Source organism: Flagellimonas aequoris, from assembly GCF_003584165.1.
In the GTDB taxonomy this organism is placed as follows: domain Bacteria; phylum Bacteroidota; class Bacteroidia; order Flavobacteriales; family Flavobacteriaceae; genus Flagellimonas; species Flagellimonas aequoris.
In genome coordinates, this window is sequence record NZ_QXFJ01000008.1 from 168,800 (window position 1) to 185,963 (window position 17,164).

At 45.5% G+C, this 17,164-nt stretch carries 10 protein-coding genes and 1 tRNA gene; 6 read left to right on the forward strand and 5 right to left on the reverse strand.

Features of this window, described 5'->3' with window-relative positions; all coding sequences use genetic code 11:
• Positions 1 to 2: 2 nt before the first annotated feature.
• A complete protein-coding gene (locus tag D2U88_RS01735) occupies positions 3 to 3,368 on the reverse strand; it encodes a glycosyltransferase family 117 protein (RefSeq protein ID WP_119638576.1) in 3,366 nt (1,121 codons plus the stop codon).
• 193 nt (positions 3,369 to 3,561) lie between these two features.
• Here D2U88_RS01735 and D2U88_RS01740 point away from each other — a divergent pair.
• Positions 3,562 to 3,633 (forward strand) — tRNA-Gln (locus D2U88_RS01740).
• A gap of 55 nt (positions 3,634 to 3,688) precedes the next feature.
• Here D2U88_RS01740 and D2U88_RS01745 read toward each other — a convergent pair.
• Positions 3,689 to 4,636, reverse strand: a complete 948-nt coding sequence (locus D2U88_RS01745; protein ID WP_119638577.1) for a TerC family protein — start codon at positions 4,634 to 4,636, stop codon at positions 3,689 to 3,691.
• A 128-nt stretch (positions 4,637 to 4,764) separates the two neighbouring features.
• Entirely contained in the window at positions 4,765 to 5,865 is a 1,101-nt protein-coding gene (locus D2U88_RS01750; RefSeq protein WP_235855695.1) for an adenylate/guanylate cyclase domain-containing protein, read from the reverse strand.
• A gap of 70 nt (positions 5,866 to 5,935) precedes the next feature.
• On the opposite strand from D2U88_RS01750, the gene D2U88_RS01755 reads away from it, so the two are divergent.
• Complete coding sequence (locus D2U88_RS01755) at positions 5,936 to 6,409, forward strand: GNAT family N-acetyltransferase (RefSeq protein WP_119638578.1); 474 nt, start codon at positions 5,936 to 5,938, stop codon at positions 6,407 to 6,409.
• Positions 6,410 to 6,565: 156 nt separating this feature from the next.
• Positions 6,566 to 8,470 carry a propionyl-CoA synthetase gene (locus D2U88_RS01760; RefSeq protein WP_119638771.1) on the forward strand — a complete coding sequence of 635 codons (1,905 nt, stop codon included), beginning with the start codon at positions 6,566 to 6,568 and terminating at the stop codon, positions 8,468 to 8,470.
• A 37-nt stretch (positions 8,471 to 8,507) separates the two neighbouring features.
• On the opposite strand, the gene D2U88_RS01765 is transcribed toward D2U88_RS01760, so the two are convergent.
• Positions 8,508 to 11,921 (reverse strand): PA14 domain-containing protein, encoded by a 3,414-nt coding sequence (locus tag D2U88_RS01765; protein WP_119638579.1) that lies wholly within the window; start codon positions 11,919 to 11,921, stop codon positions 8,508 to 8,510.
• Positions 11,922 to 12,249: 328 nt separating this feature from the next.
• On the opposite strand from D2U88_RS01765, the gene rimP reads away from it, so the two are divergent.
• From rimP to infB, 3 genes are read left to right on the forward strand one after another with little or no spacing between them, the layout of a single operon-like run.
• Positions 12,250 to 12,711 carry a ribosome assembly cofactor RimP gene (gene rimP / locus D2U88_RS01770; RefSeq protein ID WP_119638580.1) on the forward strand — a complete coding sequence of 154 codons (462 nt, stop codon included), beginning with the start codon at positions 12,250 to 12,252 and terminating at the stop codon, positions 12,709 to 12,711.
• A gap of 13 nt (positions 12,712 to 12,724) precedes the next feature.
• Positions 12,725 to 13,957, forward strand: coding sequence for a transcription termination factor NusA (gene nusA / locus D2U88_RS01775; protein ID WP_119638581.1), 1,233 nt, complete (start codon positions 12,725 to 12,727; stop codon positions 13,955 to 13,957).
• A 41-nt stretch (positions 13,958 to 13,998) separates the two neighbouring features.
• Positions 13,999 to 16,722 (forward strand): translation initiation factor IF-2, encoded by a 2,724-nt coding sequence (infB, locus tag D2U88_RS01780; protein ID WP_119638582.1) that lies wholly within the window; start codon positions 13,999 to 14,001, stop codon positions 16,720 to 16,722.
• Between the two features lie 47 nt (positions 16,723 to 16,769).
• Here infB and D2U88_RS01785 read toward each other — a convergent pair whose 3' ends face one another.
• Positions 16,770 to 17,144: an SPOR domain-containing protein gene (locus D2U88_RS01785; RefSeq protein WP_119638583.1), complete on the reverse strand. Its 375-nt coding sequence runs from the start codon at positions 17,142 to 17,144 to the stop codon at positions 16,770 to 16,772.
• Between the last annotated feature and the right edge of the window lie 20 nt (positions 17,145 to 17,164).

Here is a 17,164-nt window from a genome sequence, read left to right on the forward strand (position 1 = left end):
TTTTAGTTCTGTTCTTGCGGCACAACCGAATCCCCCATGTTCCCAATGGTATCCAATGGAATGGAATCTTCCAAATCCGGATTAATGGGTGAAGGTTCTTCCAGTAGTTCCTCTTTCCCGTCATCCACAAATTGGGAGAACTTGTCTATGTACTCGTTGAAGATTACCGTTTCGGATTCGGCAAATTCCCTATCCTTGTTGTCGATAAGGATATCGATGTTCCTTCGGTAGGCCTGCATGTCGGATAGGATGTCGTCAATCTTCTCATATTGCTCATCCAAAGGAATGCTGGAATAGTACTCCAAATGTTCCTGATAGATTTTTTTGAGCTTGCCATACAATTCCCTGGCCTTTTCAGTCTCACCTACCTTGTAGTAGCCATCTACAAAAGGTTCCACAAAGGCATAGAAATAATAGTGTTCTACCGGCATATTGGTCATGGCGATGTCGATGACGTCCTTGGCCTTGTCTATTTTGTTCTCTTCGATCAAGGTTTCCATCAACCTGGCCAAATTGCTTCGGAACGAAAGTCCTTGGGAACGGGTCTGCGGATCGTGATAGATCTTGTCGCTTCCGGAATTGCCCCAGTCCCAATTTTTTACAATGTCGTACATGAGGTCGGAATCGATACGGCCCATTTCAAACGAATTCTTGTTCGGGGTCTTGATGGGCACCAGCTTGTATACGAGGCCATCCAATTGTAGATAGTCCTTCATCCAAATGTATTCCGAGCTATCAAAACTTCCACCGGAGAAATAAATGGGTCGTTTCCAATCGTTGTTGGCGATGACATCCAGCATCAATATCCTGTTCTTGGGCAAAGCACTTTGTGGTAGGTCAATGTCTATATAATCCACAATAAGTGCAGAATCTTTCTCCTTGACCAACCCACTTTCAATGACGTTCTTTTTGTTCACCGGAATACGGATCTTGTTGGTGGGGTAGTACACAATATCCAAGGTACTTTCGGGATATTGTTCCAAGTCTGCTCCTCTTTTCTCCAACACAAACCCGAATTTGGTCTCGGGATTGTCGCTCCCGATCCAGCTCACAAAATCGTTGATGGACCATCTGCTTTCCGAAATCGGTTTTCTGAAAACATCATCCGCTTTGGTAGAATAGACGGCATCCCGGGTTCCGTATCGATATTTATCATGTGTTAACTGCGAAGGAATCGGGTCGCTTTCATACGCCTTACGTTTCATCTGGTCTATATACCAATCCGTGGCGAATAGACTAGTATTTACGATGCGGACATCGGTTCTGTAGTTCTCGATCTCTTGGGCATACCAGAGTGGAAAGGTATCGTTGTCGCCAATGGTGAACAAGATGGCCCCGGCATCTTCCTGACAGGAATCCAGATAGGCCTTTGCGGTGGAGGGAGCTGTATATTTGCCGGAACGGTCATGATCGTCCCAGTTTTGGAACGCCATCAAAAAAGGAACCGCCAGCAGACATAAAGTAGTAATGGCCGGTGCCGCAATCTTGGCAGGAATCAGTTTTTTGAACTCTTCATACAATCCATATACCCCAAGACCGATCCAAATGCAGAATACATAGAAGGACCCTACTAGGGAATAATCCCTTTCACGGGGCTGGAAGATATAGGGGTTGGTGTAGAATTGAATGGCCAATCCCGTGAACATAAAGAACACAAAGAGGGCCCAAAATTGTTTGGGGTTCTTCGAAATTTGAAAAACGATGCCCAAGATGCCTAAGATAAGGGGCAGGAAAAAATAGGTGTTACGTCCTTTATTGTTCTTCCAATCGCTGGGAAGATTCTTTTGACTACCCAATCGTAGACCATCAATAAAACCGACGCCACTGAGCCAGTTGCCATTTTCATCGTACTTGCCTTGGATGTCGTTCTGCTTCCCTACAAAGTTCCACATGAAGTACCGCATGTACATATACCCAAACTGAAAATCGAACATATATTGGATGTTCTGCCATAACGTTGGGGGCTCCACTTCAATATATTCCCCGAATTCCCGCAAAAAGCGGATATATTGCTCGGAGTCCAGTTCACCTTTGGTGTATGCAGCCTTAAACTGGTTCACTGCATCCCTTAGATCATTGTTGGAAATGTATTCCGATTTGATCCTGAAATTGAGTACCCCAAAGTATTTCATGTAGTTTTCGGCATGTTGGTCGCTCCACATCCGTGGTAAAAGGCCCACATGCTTTGGGTTAGGGCCTGGCACTGCACCTTTGTAATGGTTGACGATCACGTACTTGCCCAGTTTCAGGTCTTTTTCATATTTGGGGCTGTCATCCCTGTCCTCACCGGATGGGGCAAAGGCATCGGAATAATACGCGCCATAAATGGGACTGTCCACCCCAGGATATTGTTCCCTGTTGTAGTAGGCCAAAAGGGCCCTTGCATCAGCAGGGTTGTTCTCGTTCACCACAGTCTTGGCGTTGGCCCTGATGGGCAGCATCATCCATGAAGAAAACCCAAGGATGAGGAACATTAAACACATGATGATGAGGTTGCCCGAGTAAAACTTGTGTTTTCGGGTATAGCGCAACCCAAAATAGAAGGCGGCCACAAAAAGCAATCCCATGATAATGGTCCCTGAATTGAAGGGAAGGCCAATTTCGTTGATGAAGAAAACCTCGCTCCAACCGAACAATTTCAACACATAGGTGAGCGAAAATTTGTAGACCAATATCAAGATGACCACTACGATCAAATTCGCCAAAAGAAAATTCTTGACGGTGGTGGTCTTGTATCTTTTAAAATAATAAAGCAGGCCAACGGTAGGGATGGCCAAAAAGCCCATAAACTGGATCCCGAAGGTAAGTCCCACCAAAAAGCAGATAAGCAACAACCAACGGTGGCCTCTTGGGTCGTCCAGATTATCTACCCATTTCAATCCCAGCCAGAGCAAAAGGGCCATGATCAAACTGGCCATGGCATATACCTCGGTCTCCACGGCGTTGAACCAAAAACTGTCTGAAAAGGTGAAGGCCAATGCACCCACAAGCCCACTTCCCAAAACGGCAATGGCCTTGTTGTTGGACAACGGCTTATCGGAATTGATGAGTTTTTGTGCCAAATTGGTAATGGACCAAAAGGTAAACAGTACGGCAAAGGCACTGGATACGATGGAAACCGCATTGACCATGAGAGCAATCTTGGTTTCGTCCCCAAAGGCAAAAATGGAAAAAAAGGCACCGATCATCTGAAGGAGCGGAGCGCCAGGTGGGTGACCAACCTGTAGCTTGGCAGCGGTGGAAATGTATTCCCCGGCATCCCAAAAACTTCCTGTGGGTTCAACGGTCAGGGCATAAACAGCAAAGGCAATTGCGAAGGAAATCCACCCGACGATGGTATCCCATTTTTTGAAGTCTTTTGCGAACATAAGAGTTGGTTGTTAACCGAGTTGGGGCGAATTTAGTAAATATAGCAGAGAAGGCAGGTCATTTTTCAAAAACCTTTAACATGGACAAGGAAGAAAATTAGGGTGTATTCTTGTCAAAATATTTGCTGATACCAAAGTTTGTTATAAATTTGCACGCTCAAAAGCTGAAACAATTTTGGCTTTGATGTGGTACTGGCCTATGGTGTAATTGGCAACACTACTGATTTTGGTTCAGTCATTCTAGGTTCGAGTCCTAGTAGGCCAACAAAAACCTCCCCTTCGCAAGATGGGGAGGTTTTTTATTGTTAATTCATTTTGAGTTAATGACTGTCCTTGGAATTCTTATCCAAAAAGGAAACCAAAATCCCAATTAAAAGGGAAATTCCAATAAACCCAAGGGACGCCCACTCGGGAAATGTATAGTTATGGGCCAAGATGAGTTTGATGCCCACAAAACTTAGAATGGCCACCAAACTGTATTTCAGGTGATGGAACCTGTTCAGCATATTGGCCAAGAAAAAGTACATAGACCTTAGGCCTAAAATGGCAAAAATATTGGAACTGAAGACCAAAAAAGGGTCGGAAGTAATGGCCAAAATGGCCGGAACGCTGTCCAGGGCAAACAAAATATCTGTGAACTCAATGACTACCAACGCAATAAAAAGTGGAGTGGCCGCCGTAATATGCTTTATTTTGATAAAGAATTTTTGTCCCTGCATATGGGAAGTGATCGGCATCACCTTTCGCAAGTTTCTGTAGACAAAGGATTTTTTCGGATTGAAAGGCTTTTCCTTGGAAACGACCATCCGTATGGCTGTAAAAATCAGGAATGCCCCAAAAATATAGGTGGTAAAGCTAAATTTTTTGATCAGGGCAACTCCGAAGAAAATCATGAAGGCCCTAAAGATGATGGCACCCAAAATACCCCAAAACAAGACCCTGTGCTGGTATTTCTGTGGAATCCGGAACGAACCGAAAATTACGGCAATTACAAAAATGTTGTCAATGCTGAGAGATAGTTCAATGAGGTAACCCGTGAGGTATTTCATGCTGGCCCCCATAGGTTTTAACTGATCCGGGTTGTCAATTTTGCCCGTACTGTAAAGCCAATAGATCACAAAGGAAAACAGGAGGGACAGGGTGACCCAAATACTGGTCCACATGGATGCTTCCTTAACGCTGATAATGTGGGCATTTTTGTTGAAAACGCCCAAATCGAGGGCCAAAAAGGCAAGTATTCCCAACAGGAAAATGATCCAAACCATCATACTTGAACTGTATCGCGACTGCGAAAATACCAAACCACCCTGGCATTGGTGAAATTCACCTTCAAATTTGCAATTTTATTAACAATGATGAAGACGGCAAGCCGGAAACGGGAACTCATTTTAGTGTTTTAGAGGTGAACTGGATAAAACAGTGCCGCTGGTTCCTTTCTGCCTTCCAGTTCCATTGTGCCCATGGGTTCAAAATTGATGGGCCCATTTTCATCCAGTACATCTTTCAGCTGACCCGAAAGAAGTAATTCTTTACCGTAAGTTTTGCAAAGCTTCTGTATACGGGCCGTTACATTTAATACATCACCCGTAAAGAAGATTTCCTTTTTAAGTGCCCCGATTTCTCCCGTGGTCACCTGCCCCATATGCATACCTGCCCGAAAGGAAGGGATCACACCGTATTTTTTTTCGAATTGACCATACTTTTTCTTTAGACGCTCTTTCATGGCGTAAAAACATTGGATGCAATTTTGATGCGAAACACCCTCCTCTTTTTTCCAAGAAATCACGATTTCATCCCCAACGTATTGGTAGACTTCACCCTTAAATTGAATAATGGCATCCGAAAGTTGGTTATAATAATCCCGTAAAAACTCAAAATAGGTTTGATGACCTAATTGCTCGGCTAACGAAGTGGAAGACTTCATGTCGAGAAACATGAAGATTCGGGTTTCGGCTTTTGGTAGGTAGTATTTTCCGGAAAAGAAATTGAGTAAAACATCATGTCCCAAATGCTCACTGATCCCAGAATACAACAAGGAAACAAAAATGCTGAAGGAAAGGGATACCATGGTGCTCAAAAAGGTGGAACTCACGATGTAATGGGAAAATTTGTCCCAAACCCCACTGTCCAAAATAGAGGTGCCCATCTCTATACTGGCCGCTAGTGGAAAAGTAATGCAATTGATGACCAGCATGAACAATAGGTAAAACCCCATTTTATAAAGGATCTTACGGCCAAAACTTTTCGATTTAAACTGCTTTCCCAACCAAAGTACTTCTACGGTTCCCATAGCAATTCCTACCATGAAAACGGCAAAGGAGGCAAATAGAAAAATGGCCCAGTCCACTGTAATATCCGTTTCGGGACGTTTGTTTTCGTAGTCGGTGGCCATGGACTCGATAAGGAGCACAAACCAACTCAAAGCCAGCCAGATAATTCCGAAGGGCAGTATTCGTTTTAAGTAGTATTTGGTTTTGGGTTTCCCAAGGTTGATCATGGTATAAAGGTAACAGGATTTTGTAATGGATGAAGGCCAATCCGAACCAATGGAAAGTTAATCCATTCAAATGAAGATTGAATTCAAGCGACTTCACGAAGTCGATATTGCTGATCTGCTCCTATTGATGAACCATGAATTGGTGCGAAGACAAATGCCGTTGTTCCAAGGGGATTTCACAAAAGAGGATTTGGAAAAATTTGTTGAAATAAAGGAACAATTATGGGCAGAATTCGGTTATGGTCCCTGGGCTTTTTATGTGGATGATGCTTTTGTGGGTTGGGGCGGACTGCAACCTGAAAACGGGGAGGCTGATTTGGCCATGGTGCTACATCCTGACCATTGGGGCTTGGGTAAGTCCATTTATACCAAGATCATCAAGAAAGCTTTTAATGAAATGGGACTCGATTCCATCACCATTTTGCTGCCCCAAACCAGAACTAAGGTCAAAGGGCTTTTAAGATTGGGGTTCCAAGAAGAAGGAGAAGTGCAAATCCAAAGTGTTCCATTTGTTAAGTATCGGTTGTTGAAGAAGAGTTGTTGACCTATATCAATTTAGCAAAATAAAAATCGTTCCACAGGGGATTAATCTGTACATTAGGCAGGTATTTACCTTTAGAACTACTTTGAAATCAGGTAGTTCTGTTATGGTGATTACATGCACAAACAGATTAAACAAACTACATGAACAATGGCGCAGATTACTTATGAACAGGAGTTCAAAAGATCCACAAAAGATCCGGAAAATTTCTGGATGGATCAAGCTTCGCAGATCAGTTGGTTTCAAAAACCAACTCGGGCAATCAGTAAGGATGCTAATGGATTTTACCGATGGTTCAAAGGAGGAAAGTTGAACACCTCTTATTTGGCCCTTGATGCCCATATTGAAAACGGTCGGGGAGACGACATTGCACTGATTTACGATTCCCCGGTCACGCAATCGATTGCGAAATATACCTATCTGGAATTGAGGGACATGGTAAGCCGATTGGCTGGAGGGATGCAGCGCTTGGGAGTGGAAAAAGGGGACACGGTAATCATTTACATGCCCATGATCCCGCAGGCGGTGGTATCCATGTTGGCCTGCGCAAGGCTTGGTGCGGTACACTCCGTGGTATTCGGTGGTTTTGCCCCGCATGAGTTGGCCATCAGGATTGACGATGCCAAACCAAAACTCATCATCACGGCGACTTCAGGCATCGAGGTAGACCGTATCATTCCCTATAAACCCATGGTTGATGAAGCCATTAAAATGGCGACCCATTCCCCGGAACATGTAATCGTATTCAACCGAAAATTGGGAGCGGTTCGCCCTGATGGAGAAAACGATATTGATTATGCCACCTTGATGAAGATTGCCGATCCTGTTCGCTGGACTGAAGTGGACGCTACCGATCCGTTGTACATTTTGTATACCTCGGGGACAACGGGCAAGCCTAAGGGAATCGTTCGTGACAATGGAGGGCACGCCGTGGCCATGCATTATAGTATGAAACATATTTACGGGGTCAACCCCCGTGAGGTCTTTTGGGCGGCCAGCGATGTGGGATGGGTCGTGGGGCACAGTTATATTGTGTACGCCCCCTTGATCTATGGCTGTACCACGGTCCTTTTTGAGGGGAAACCCGTTCGAACACCCGATGCCTCCACTTTTTGGAGGGTGATCAGTGATCACGAGGTCAATGTCATGTTCACGGCCCCCACGGCTATTCGTGCCATTAAGAAAGAAGATCCCCATGGGGAATTTATCAAGCAGTTTGATATGACGGGATTACGGTATCTCTTCTTGGCCGGGGAACGATGCGATGTGAGTACCCTCGAATGGGCAGGAGAAAAATTGAACGTACCCGTGATCGATCACTGGTGGCAAACCGAAACAGGATGGCCCATTGTGGCTAACATGATGGGGGTTGAAAGTCATTTTGAGGTAAAACCGGGATCGGCCACCAAACCGGTTTGTGGGTATGATGTCCAAATTCTTCGGGAAGATGGCACTCAAGCTGATCAAGGCGAAGAAGGCTACGTGGCCATAAAATTACCCTTGCCCCCGGGAACCTTGCCCAACCTTTGGGGGGATACGGAACGATTCGTGAAAGGCTACTTGGAACGATTTGAAGGCTATTATTTCTCTGGTGATGGGGGATATATTGATGAGGCGGGATATGTGTTCATCACAGGACGGGTAGATGATATCATCAATGTGGCCGGACACCGTTTGTCCACTGCGGAAATGGAAGAAGTGGTGGCCAAGCACCCCGATGTGGCCGAATGTTGTGTGGTGGGAATAGAGGATGACCTTAAAGGTCAGATACCTCTGGCGCTTGCAGTACTCAAAGCGGGTTCGGAAATTGAACATTTTCAACTACAGTCCGAAGTCGTAAACGATGTACGGAAAGAAATAGGTCCTGTGGCATCACTTAAAAAAGTGTTGGTGGCCGAACGCTTACCCAAGACACGTTCAGGAAAAATACTTAGAAAGATTATTAGGGCCATTGCCGATGGAAAGGAATACAATGTACCCTCAACCATTGATGATCCCGAAATACTTTCAGAAATCCAAACACTGTTTGAAGGTCAGATGGTGGGCGTTTTTGAGAAAAAGTGAAGAACAAAAAAGGGAGCTAAAGCAGCTCCCTTTTTTGTTAGTTCTTGTTTACCCGATAGGTGACTTTTCTATTGGTGATGACTGTTCCAACCTTTAAGTTCAAAGTGGCTTGGGTTGAGGTCAATGCGGTACAGCTTGCCGTGGAATTGGAAACCAAAACACGGAAGATATATCCGTTTTTATCCAAATCCGGACTGTTAATAGTGAGGTTTGCAGTTGAGGTCCCACTATAATCGGTACCATCCGCCAACGGAACAAAATTACTGCCCCCGTCGGTGCTCACTTCCCATTGGTAGGTGTCAATTCCAGTGGTGGAAACGGAAAAACTTCCATTGTTGCCCACAATTATATTTTGATCTGCAGGTTGTGTATCGATGGTGAAAGGATCTACTGTGATGGTCTGTTCCACATCAAAAGTATTACCAGAGGCATCGGTAATCCTATAAGTTCTGGTGATAATTTCTGGATTGGACCCTCCATCGCTCACATCACTGATGAAAGTAACGGTCGGGCTTGGATCGCAATTATCGGCTTCATCGGTGATTACGGTCACATCCGCTACTGGAATATCCCCGGTGCAATACACGGTCAATGGAGCTGGAGCACTTGCTGTTGGTGCTGTTGGATCCACGGTTATGGTCGTTGTTGCCGCAAGGTTTGGGTATGGTGGATCTCCTGGCATGCCACCATATTCCACCAAATACCCCTTTGGTTGATAATCACCACTGGCAGCACCTGTATTGGAAAGGTCGTTCCAAGACCCTGGTAAGCCTACCCCTGGTGCGGTAATGTGCGCATAGTCCTCATCACCACTGTTATTGGGTTCGCCTGCGTTCCAGAACTCATAGGCAAAAGCAGTTCCGCCGGCATTACCTCTCCAGAACAATGTTCCGGCCTCGGGGCCCGTTACCCAATACCAATCCCCTTCCAAAGCGGCATCACTGGCTCCGATCCAACCGGCACCGGGAGCCTGTGAACCCAGAAGATCGGATTCGTCTTGAATGGAAATAGTGGCCAAATATCCTTGAAGGCCATAAAAGGTGCGTAAAGCAGCGGCATCCCTTGCCGATGTCCAGGTAATTCCCAATGAGGGTACATACTCATAATAGTGTCCTGTCGACGCCAAATAGTTGGCTTCATCCATCACAATGGAAAAACTACGAGTTTCCCCAGAAGTTACTGTTGCAGTGGTTTGAAAAACAACCGCACTGATGGCTGCCTCAAATTCAGCCAAGGTTGTTGGTCCGGTCAAGGTCAATCTACCTTCTGAAACATCCCAACTTGCGGTGATGTTGGGGTGAGTGCCTGTTAAGCTTAAAAGGTCTCCTGTATTGTTGTAATTAGAGGTAATCTGAATGAATACTGCATCTAAGGTACTGCTATCCGGATCTGTAATACTGACGCTTTCCACAACCGGGATGGTACTGCCAGGACAGAAAACCTGATCTCCTGTAGCGGCAATGGAAGGTGGTTGGTCGGAATTGACGGTATCGTCCCTGAAATCCAAATCCCCTCCGGAACCTAAATCCGCGTCCGAATCAGGAAGCATCAAAGTTGCACCACTTGTGGTGGTGGGATCGTCAATGGTACCGCCAGGGTCACCATAACCAGAGGTAGTATCGATATTGTTGTCTAATCCATCATTGTCCGAGTCACTTCCTGAGAGGGTCAATGCAGCTTCGGTGGTATCGTTGGTGCCATCGTTGTCACTATCCGTGTCGAGGAAGTCTGGCGTGCCGTCCCCATCGGTATCCACGTAGGCTATGCCACCAGTTTCGTAAGCGTTGTCCAATCCGTCATTGTCGGAATCAGTTCCCGAAGGTGACGTATAACCTGTTGAAGTCTGCGCCTCTACATTATCGGGGATACCGTCGCCATCACTATCCAAATCTTGGTAATTAGGAATTCCATCGCCGTCCGTATCCACAGTGGAGCAATCAAAAGAACCACTGTAGCTGGCCCCATAGACTCTTGCCCCAGTTTGGTATGCCATCACCCTAAAGGATTGAAAATTGCTGGTTGAAACCGTAAAAGTAATTTCAGTTATAGATCCCGAAGGAATACCTCCAGCGCTTGCCAACCAATTCCCGTTGGTATATTGAATCTGCATGTCCGTGCTGCCACTGCCATTATTTGCATTGGGGTCCGCAGCCAAGAAAACACTGACGTTAGTGCCTATGGGTATCACCTGGGCAAACTGTAATAATAAAATGGATTGACCTTGGTAGGTTGAAACCGAGTTGGCAGCATATGTGGTGCCCGGGTTTCCCTGGGCGTTGGAAACATTGTTGAAATATTGAACGTTCGTGGCGGTCTGCACATACGCACTGCCCGTTGCTCCCCCGCATTCATCCGTATCCAAAATACCATCATTGTCATCGTCAACATCTGTGCTGTCCGGAACCCCATCATTATCCAAGTCGGGTTGAGAACAATTGGAGTATAATATGGAGAATGGAATATTTTGCTTGGAAATGGAAGGCCCTTGGTATTGCACGGTTAAGGTTTCACCGCCACCATTTTCAAAGAAAAGCACCCTTATAGTGTGAAGACCGGCGGTCAAGGAAATGGATCCCGACCTTTCCTGTGTGCCGTGGGCCCCATCGTTATCTACAACTTGGGTACCATCGATATAAAGCTTGGAACCGTCATCAGAAGAAGTGTAGAAAGTGTATGATCCTGCGGCATCAATTTGGATATAACCATCGTATCGAATACTGAAGTAATCGGTATCGCCTGGATCTTCTTGGTTTTGGAGGGCGTCAACATCAAAACTGGTATAGGTGCCGGTACCCAATGCACCAGAGGTAGGAATGTTGTCCACAGTACTTCCTGAAGGGCCACTGTCGTAAAACTCAAAGTCGATTTCCCCGTTACAGATGCCAGAAACTCCTTCCACGGTAACATTGTCAATAAAATATTGTTCCGCCCCATCATTATTGTACATCCGAACCCTGATTTCAAGTGAAGTGTTTCCTGCTGTGGATAGGTTAACGGTGTAGGAGGAATTTAAGGGGTCCGAGTTGGATCCCGATGCATTGACAAATTGTTGCCAAGACCCTCCATCAATGCGGTACTCTCCTCTAAAATAATCCTGACCATTATCCATTTCGCTGGGTGTATTTGCCCAAGTATCCATGTGAAAACTGATAAAGGAATATCCTGAGATATCAATAGAATTGACCTGCCAAGTTCCCATACTGCCTAAATTTCTTCCACGGAGGGAATTGTTTCGAACGGACAAACTATTTCCCCGGTCGGTTGTCCAATTGGAGGCAGATGGTCCCGTGGCCGTACCACTTTGGGTATTGTTGGCATAGGTAAAGTTTTCACTCCAAAGGATGGTCTGTGAAAAAGAGAGGAAGGTTCCCCATAAAAAGAACACCAAAAGTGCCCTATGGCCATTGGAAATTTTGGGTGATTTTCCCTTGCCGAACAAAATTGAGGTCATGCTCCTTGTTGATTTGCGTACAAAGCTAACCCCAGTATCCTTTACTGAAAATATTTGTTGTGAAATGGGTAAATAGCCGTGTTAATGGGTAAATTTGTCAAGTCTGAAACTTGCTTGTCCTTCTAAAATTTTGCTTGGAGTGTCATTGGAAAGGCAAGTAATTTTGAGGCAGTCTAGACCAAATGCATCATGAATAAAGTCGTATCAAATGTTTTGTGTACCACATACTTGCAGTTACAGGAATATTTGTCGTATATTTGCACCACTGAACGGATATAGAAGTATTCATGAGGGGACTTTGAGTCCCCTCTTTTATTGCTGATTTCTTATGTTGAAGGAAAAAGTGGAATCGTTGTTGAACAAGGCCTTGGAGGAACGTCCTTCTTTGTTTTTGATTGATTTTACCGTAGGTGGGGACAATACCATAAAGGTAGTTTTGGACGGTGATAAAGGAGTGAGTCTTCAGGATTGTATGGATGTTAGCAGGGCCATTGAGCACAACCTCGACCGAGAGGAAGAGGATTTTTCACTCGAAGTGGCCTCCGCGGGAGCGGCTTCCCCTATGCGGTTTCCCCGTCAGTATACAAAGAATATTGGACGACAGATAAAGGTGCGCACCACGGGTCAAGAATTGGAAGGGACTTTGGTGGATGCCTCTGAAAATAGTATTACCTTGGAGTGGAAGGCACGTGAGCCCAAACCCACCGGTAAGGGAAAGGTAACAGTACAGAAAAAGCAGGAAATTGCTTTTTCTGATATCCAAGAAGCAAAAGTTATATTAAAATTTTAATCGTAGTAGAAAAATGGAAAACCTAGCGCTCATCGAATCCTTTTCGGAGTTCAAGGACGATAAGTTTATAGACAGGGTGACCCTTATGGCCATTTTGGAAGAAGTGTTCCGAAGTGCCCTCAAGAAGAAGTTTGGTTCTGACGACAATTTTGATATCATCATCAACCCGGATAAAGGGGATTTGGAGATATGGAGAAACCGAGTGGTTGTAGAAGATGGGGAAGTGGAAGATCCCAATGAAGAAATATCCCTTACCGAGGCCAGAAGGATCGAGCCGGATTTTGAGGTGGGAGAGGACGTTTCCGAAGAAGTGAAACTTATCGATTTGGGTAGAAGGGCCATTTTGGCCTTGCGCCAAAACCTGATCTCCAAAATCCATGAGCACGATAATACCACCATCTACAAGCAATTCAAAGACCTTGAAGGTGAGATCTATACCGCTGAGGTACACCACATCCGTCACAAGGCCGTGATCTTGTTGGACGATGAGGGTAATGAAATTATCCTTCCAAAGGAAAAACAGATTCCATCCGACTTTTTCCGTAAAGGCGACAATGTTCGTGGAATCATTGAAAGTGTTGAATTGAAAGGGAACAAGCCGACCATTATCATGTCGAGGACTTCACCTATTTTCTTGGAGCAATTGTTCTTCCAGGAAATCCCGGAAGTGTTCGATGGATTGATCACCATTAAAAAAGCGGTTCGTATACCAGGTGAAAAAGCCAAGGTGGCCGTGGATTCCTATGATGATAGGATCGATCCGGTAGGTGCCTGTGTGGGGATGAAGGGGTCGCGTATCCATGGAATTGTCCGCGAGTTGGGTAATGAAAACATCGATGTGATCAACTGGACCAATAATCCACAATTGATGATCACCAGGGCATTGAGCCCTGCGAAGGTTTCATCGGTAAAATTGAACGAAGAGAAAAAAACCGCCCAGGTATATCTTAAGCCAGAGGAAGTTTCCAAGGCTATCGGTAGGGGTGGGCATAACATTCGATTGGCAGGCCAATTGACTGGTTACGAAATAGATGTGTTCCGTGAAGGTGTTGAGGAAGATGTGGAATTGACCGAGTTTTCAGATGAAATTGAAAGCTGGGTGATCGAGGAACTCAAGAAGATCGGTTTGGATACCGCACGTAGTGTTTTGGAACAAGATGTGACCGACTTGGCCAAGCGAACCGATTTGGAAGAAGAAACAATCCTGGATGTGATTCGCATCCTGAAGGAAGAATTTGAAGATTAGACTTATATTAGCAGCGAATTTTAGGGCAAGGAAATTAATTTATGGCAGAAAATCCAACGATACGACTTAATAAAGTTCTTAGGGAATTGAACATTTCACTGGAAAGGGCGGTGGACTACCTGGCCTCTGAGGGCCATGAGGTAGAGGCACGTCCTACCACAAAAATTTCAGATGAGGTGTATCAGGTCCTGTTGGATGAGTTCCAAACGGATAAGAGTAAAAAAGTAGCTTCCAAAGAAGTTGGTGAGGAGAAAAGGAAGGAAAAAGAAGCTATCCGTGTCCAAATGGAACAGGAACAGGAAGAGCGAAGGATTGCAAGGGAAAAACGCAATGCGGAGCAGCAAGTGATCAAGGCCAAGGCCGAGCTTGCCGGTCCCAAGACCGTTGGTAAAATAGATTTGGACGAGAAGCCAAGTCAACCCAAAGAGGAAGAACCAAAACAAGCGGTCGAAGAACCCAAGCCCGCTCCTACCCCTGTTGAGGAACCCCCCAAAGAAGTAGAGGCCAAGAAGGTAGAGGAGAAGAAGGTTGAGCTGAAACAAGACGTGAAGGAAGAGAAGGCGGAGGAACAACCCAAAGAGTCAGGTACCATAAAGACCCAATACCAAAAACTTTCCGGGCCTAAGATCACTGGTGATAAAATAGACCTTTCCCAATTCGAAAAACCAAAGAAGAAGAAAGAGGAGAACCAAAAGTCCAATGGAGGTTCTTCGGATGCAGGTGCGGATAGGAGAAAGCGTAGAAAACGTATTGTTAAAAATGGAGGACCACAATCCGGAAACGGACGTCCTAACAGACCGGGCGGTGGAAATGGTATAGGTAGAAAAGGCGGTCAGCGTACTGCAGCCCCTAAAGTGGAGCCTACCGAGGAAGAAGTACAAAAGCAGGTAAGGGAAACCTTGGAAAAACTCCAAGGCAAGGCCAGCAAGGGCAAAGGGGCCAAATATCGTAGGGAGAAAAGGGACCAGCACCGTCAACAAACGGAAAAAGACCTGGAACAGCAGGAATTGGAAAGCAAAATCCTCAAGGTTACCGAGTTCGTGACTGTGAACGAGGTAGCTGCCATGATGGATGTGCCCACCACAAAGATCATATCTGCCTGTATGTCCCTGGGAATCATGGTGACCATGAACCAACGTTTGGATGCAGAAACGCTTTCCATAGTGGCCGATGAATTTGGTTATGAGGTAGAATTTGTTACTGCTGAGATTGAAGAATCCATCGAAGAAGAAGTGGATGCCGCTGAAGATTTGAAACCAAGGGCTCCCATCGTTACCGTAATGGGTCACGTTGACCACGGTAAGACCTCTTTGTTGGACTATATTAGGGAAGAGAATGTAATTGCCGGCGAAAGCGGGGGGATCACACAGCACATTGGTGCATATGGGGTTACCTTGGAAGGCGGCCAGAAAATAACGTTCCTCGATACACCGGGTCACGAAGCGTTTACCGCAATGCGTGCCCGTGGAGCACAGGTAACGGATATCGCGATCATTGTAATCGCTGCGGATGATGACATCATGCCGCAGACCAAGGAAGCTATCAGCCACGCGCAAGCTGCTGGGGTTCCTATAGTGTTCGCAATCAACAAAGTGGATAAGCCAACGGCAAATCCGGATAAAATTAAGGAAGGACTTGCCCAAATGAACCTTTTGGTCGAAGATTGGGGAGGCAAGATCCAGTCCCATGATATTTCTGCCAAAACGGGTCAGGGCGTGAAGGAATTGTTGGAAAAAGTATTGCTTGAAGCTGAATTGTTGGAGCTCCAGGCAAATCCCGACAAACTTGCTTCCGGTACCGTTGTGGAAGCCTTTTTGGACAAAGGTCGAGGATATGTTTCCACGGTCTTGGTACAATCGGGTACATTGAACATCGGGGATTATGTGTTGGCCGGAACCTGCAGTGGTAAGGTAAAAGCCATGCAGGATGAAAGAGGAAAAAGCATTAAGAAAGCCGGACCTTCAACCCCCATATCTATTTTGGGATTGGACGGTGCACCACAAGCTGGTGATAGGTTCAACGTGTTGGAAGATGAGCGTGAAGCCAAGCAAATTGCCGCCAAGCGTTCCCAATTGCAACGTGAGCAGTCGGTAAGGACGCAACGTCACATTACCCTAGATGAGATTGGAAGACGAATTGCTTTGGGAGACTTCAAGGAGTTGAACATTATCCTGAAAGGTGATGTGGACGGTTCCGTGGAGGCCTTGACCGATTCGTTCCAAAAACTTTCAACCGCGGAGATTCAGGTGAACATCATCCACAAAGGGGTGGGTGCCATTACCGAATCGGACGTATTGTTGGCCAGTGCCTCTGATGCCATCATCATAGGATTTAACGTAAGACCTATGGGCAACGCCCGTCAGGTTGCGGATAAGGAAGAAATCGATATCAGAACGTATTCCATCATCTACGATGCCATCAATGACCTTAAGGACGCCATGGAAGGTATGTTGTCCCCAGAGATCAAAGAGGAAATCACGGGTAATGCCGAGATCAGGGAAACCTTCAAGATTTCCAAGGTCGGTACCATTGCAGGTTGTATGGTGACAAGCGGCAAGATTTTCCGAAATTCGCAAATAAGGTTGATCCGCGACGGAGTGGTGGTCTACACAGGCGAGTTGGCTTCCTTGAAACGATTTAAGGACGATGTGAAGGAAGTGGCCAAAGGATATGACTGTGGATTGCAGATCAAAAATTATAATGACATAAGGGAAGGTGATATTGTTGAGGCCTTCCAAGAGGTTGCAGTGAAGAAAAAGCTGTAATCAGGAAATCATCAAAAAAAGAAAATCCCGCTTTTGGCGGGATTTTTTTATGACTTGGATTCGCTCTCCGGTTTTAGGAGCATGGCATCCGGATATTTCTTTCGTACTTCCAGATATTTTCGTTCCGCTTCCAATTTGGTCTTGAACTTGCCCAATCGAACACGATAGGTGGGCGATTCAAATTCTATTTTGGAATACCAATCCGGAAAATCGATCTCAACCTGTGATTTCAGATTTTGGGCCTTTTGATAGTCCCCAAAACCAACTTGGATCTGGTAAAATCCCGATTTGGAATTTACATCGGTATATAATTTTAACAGTTCATCAATTTTTGGGTCCTGCTGGATGATCACCTTGCCCTCCTGCGCGGAAAGATGAAGGGACAAACCTAGCAAAATAGCAGTAAATACGGGAGTTTTCATGTTGTTCCGGTACTTTTGGA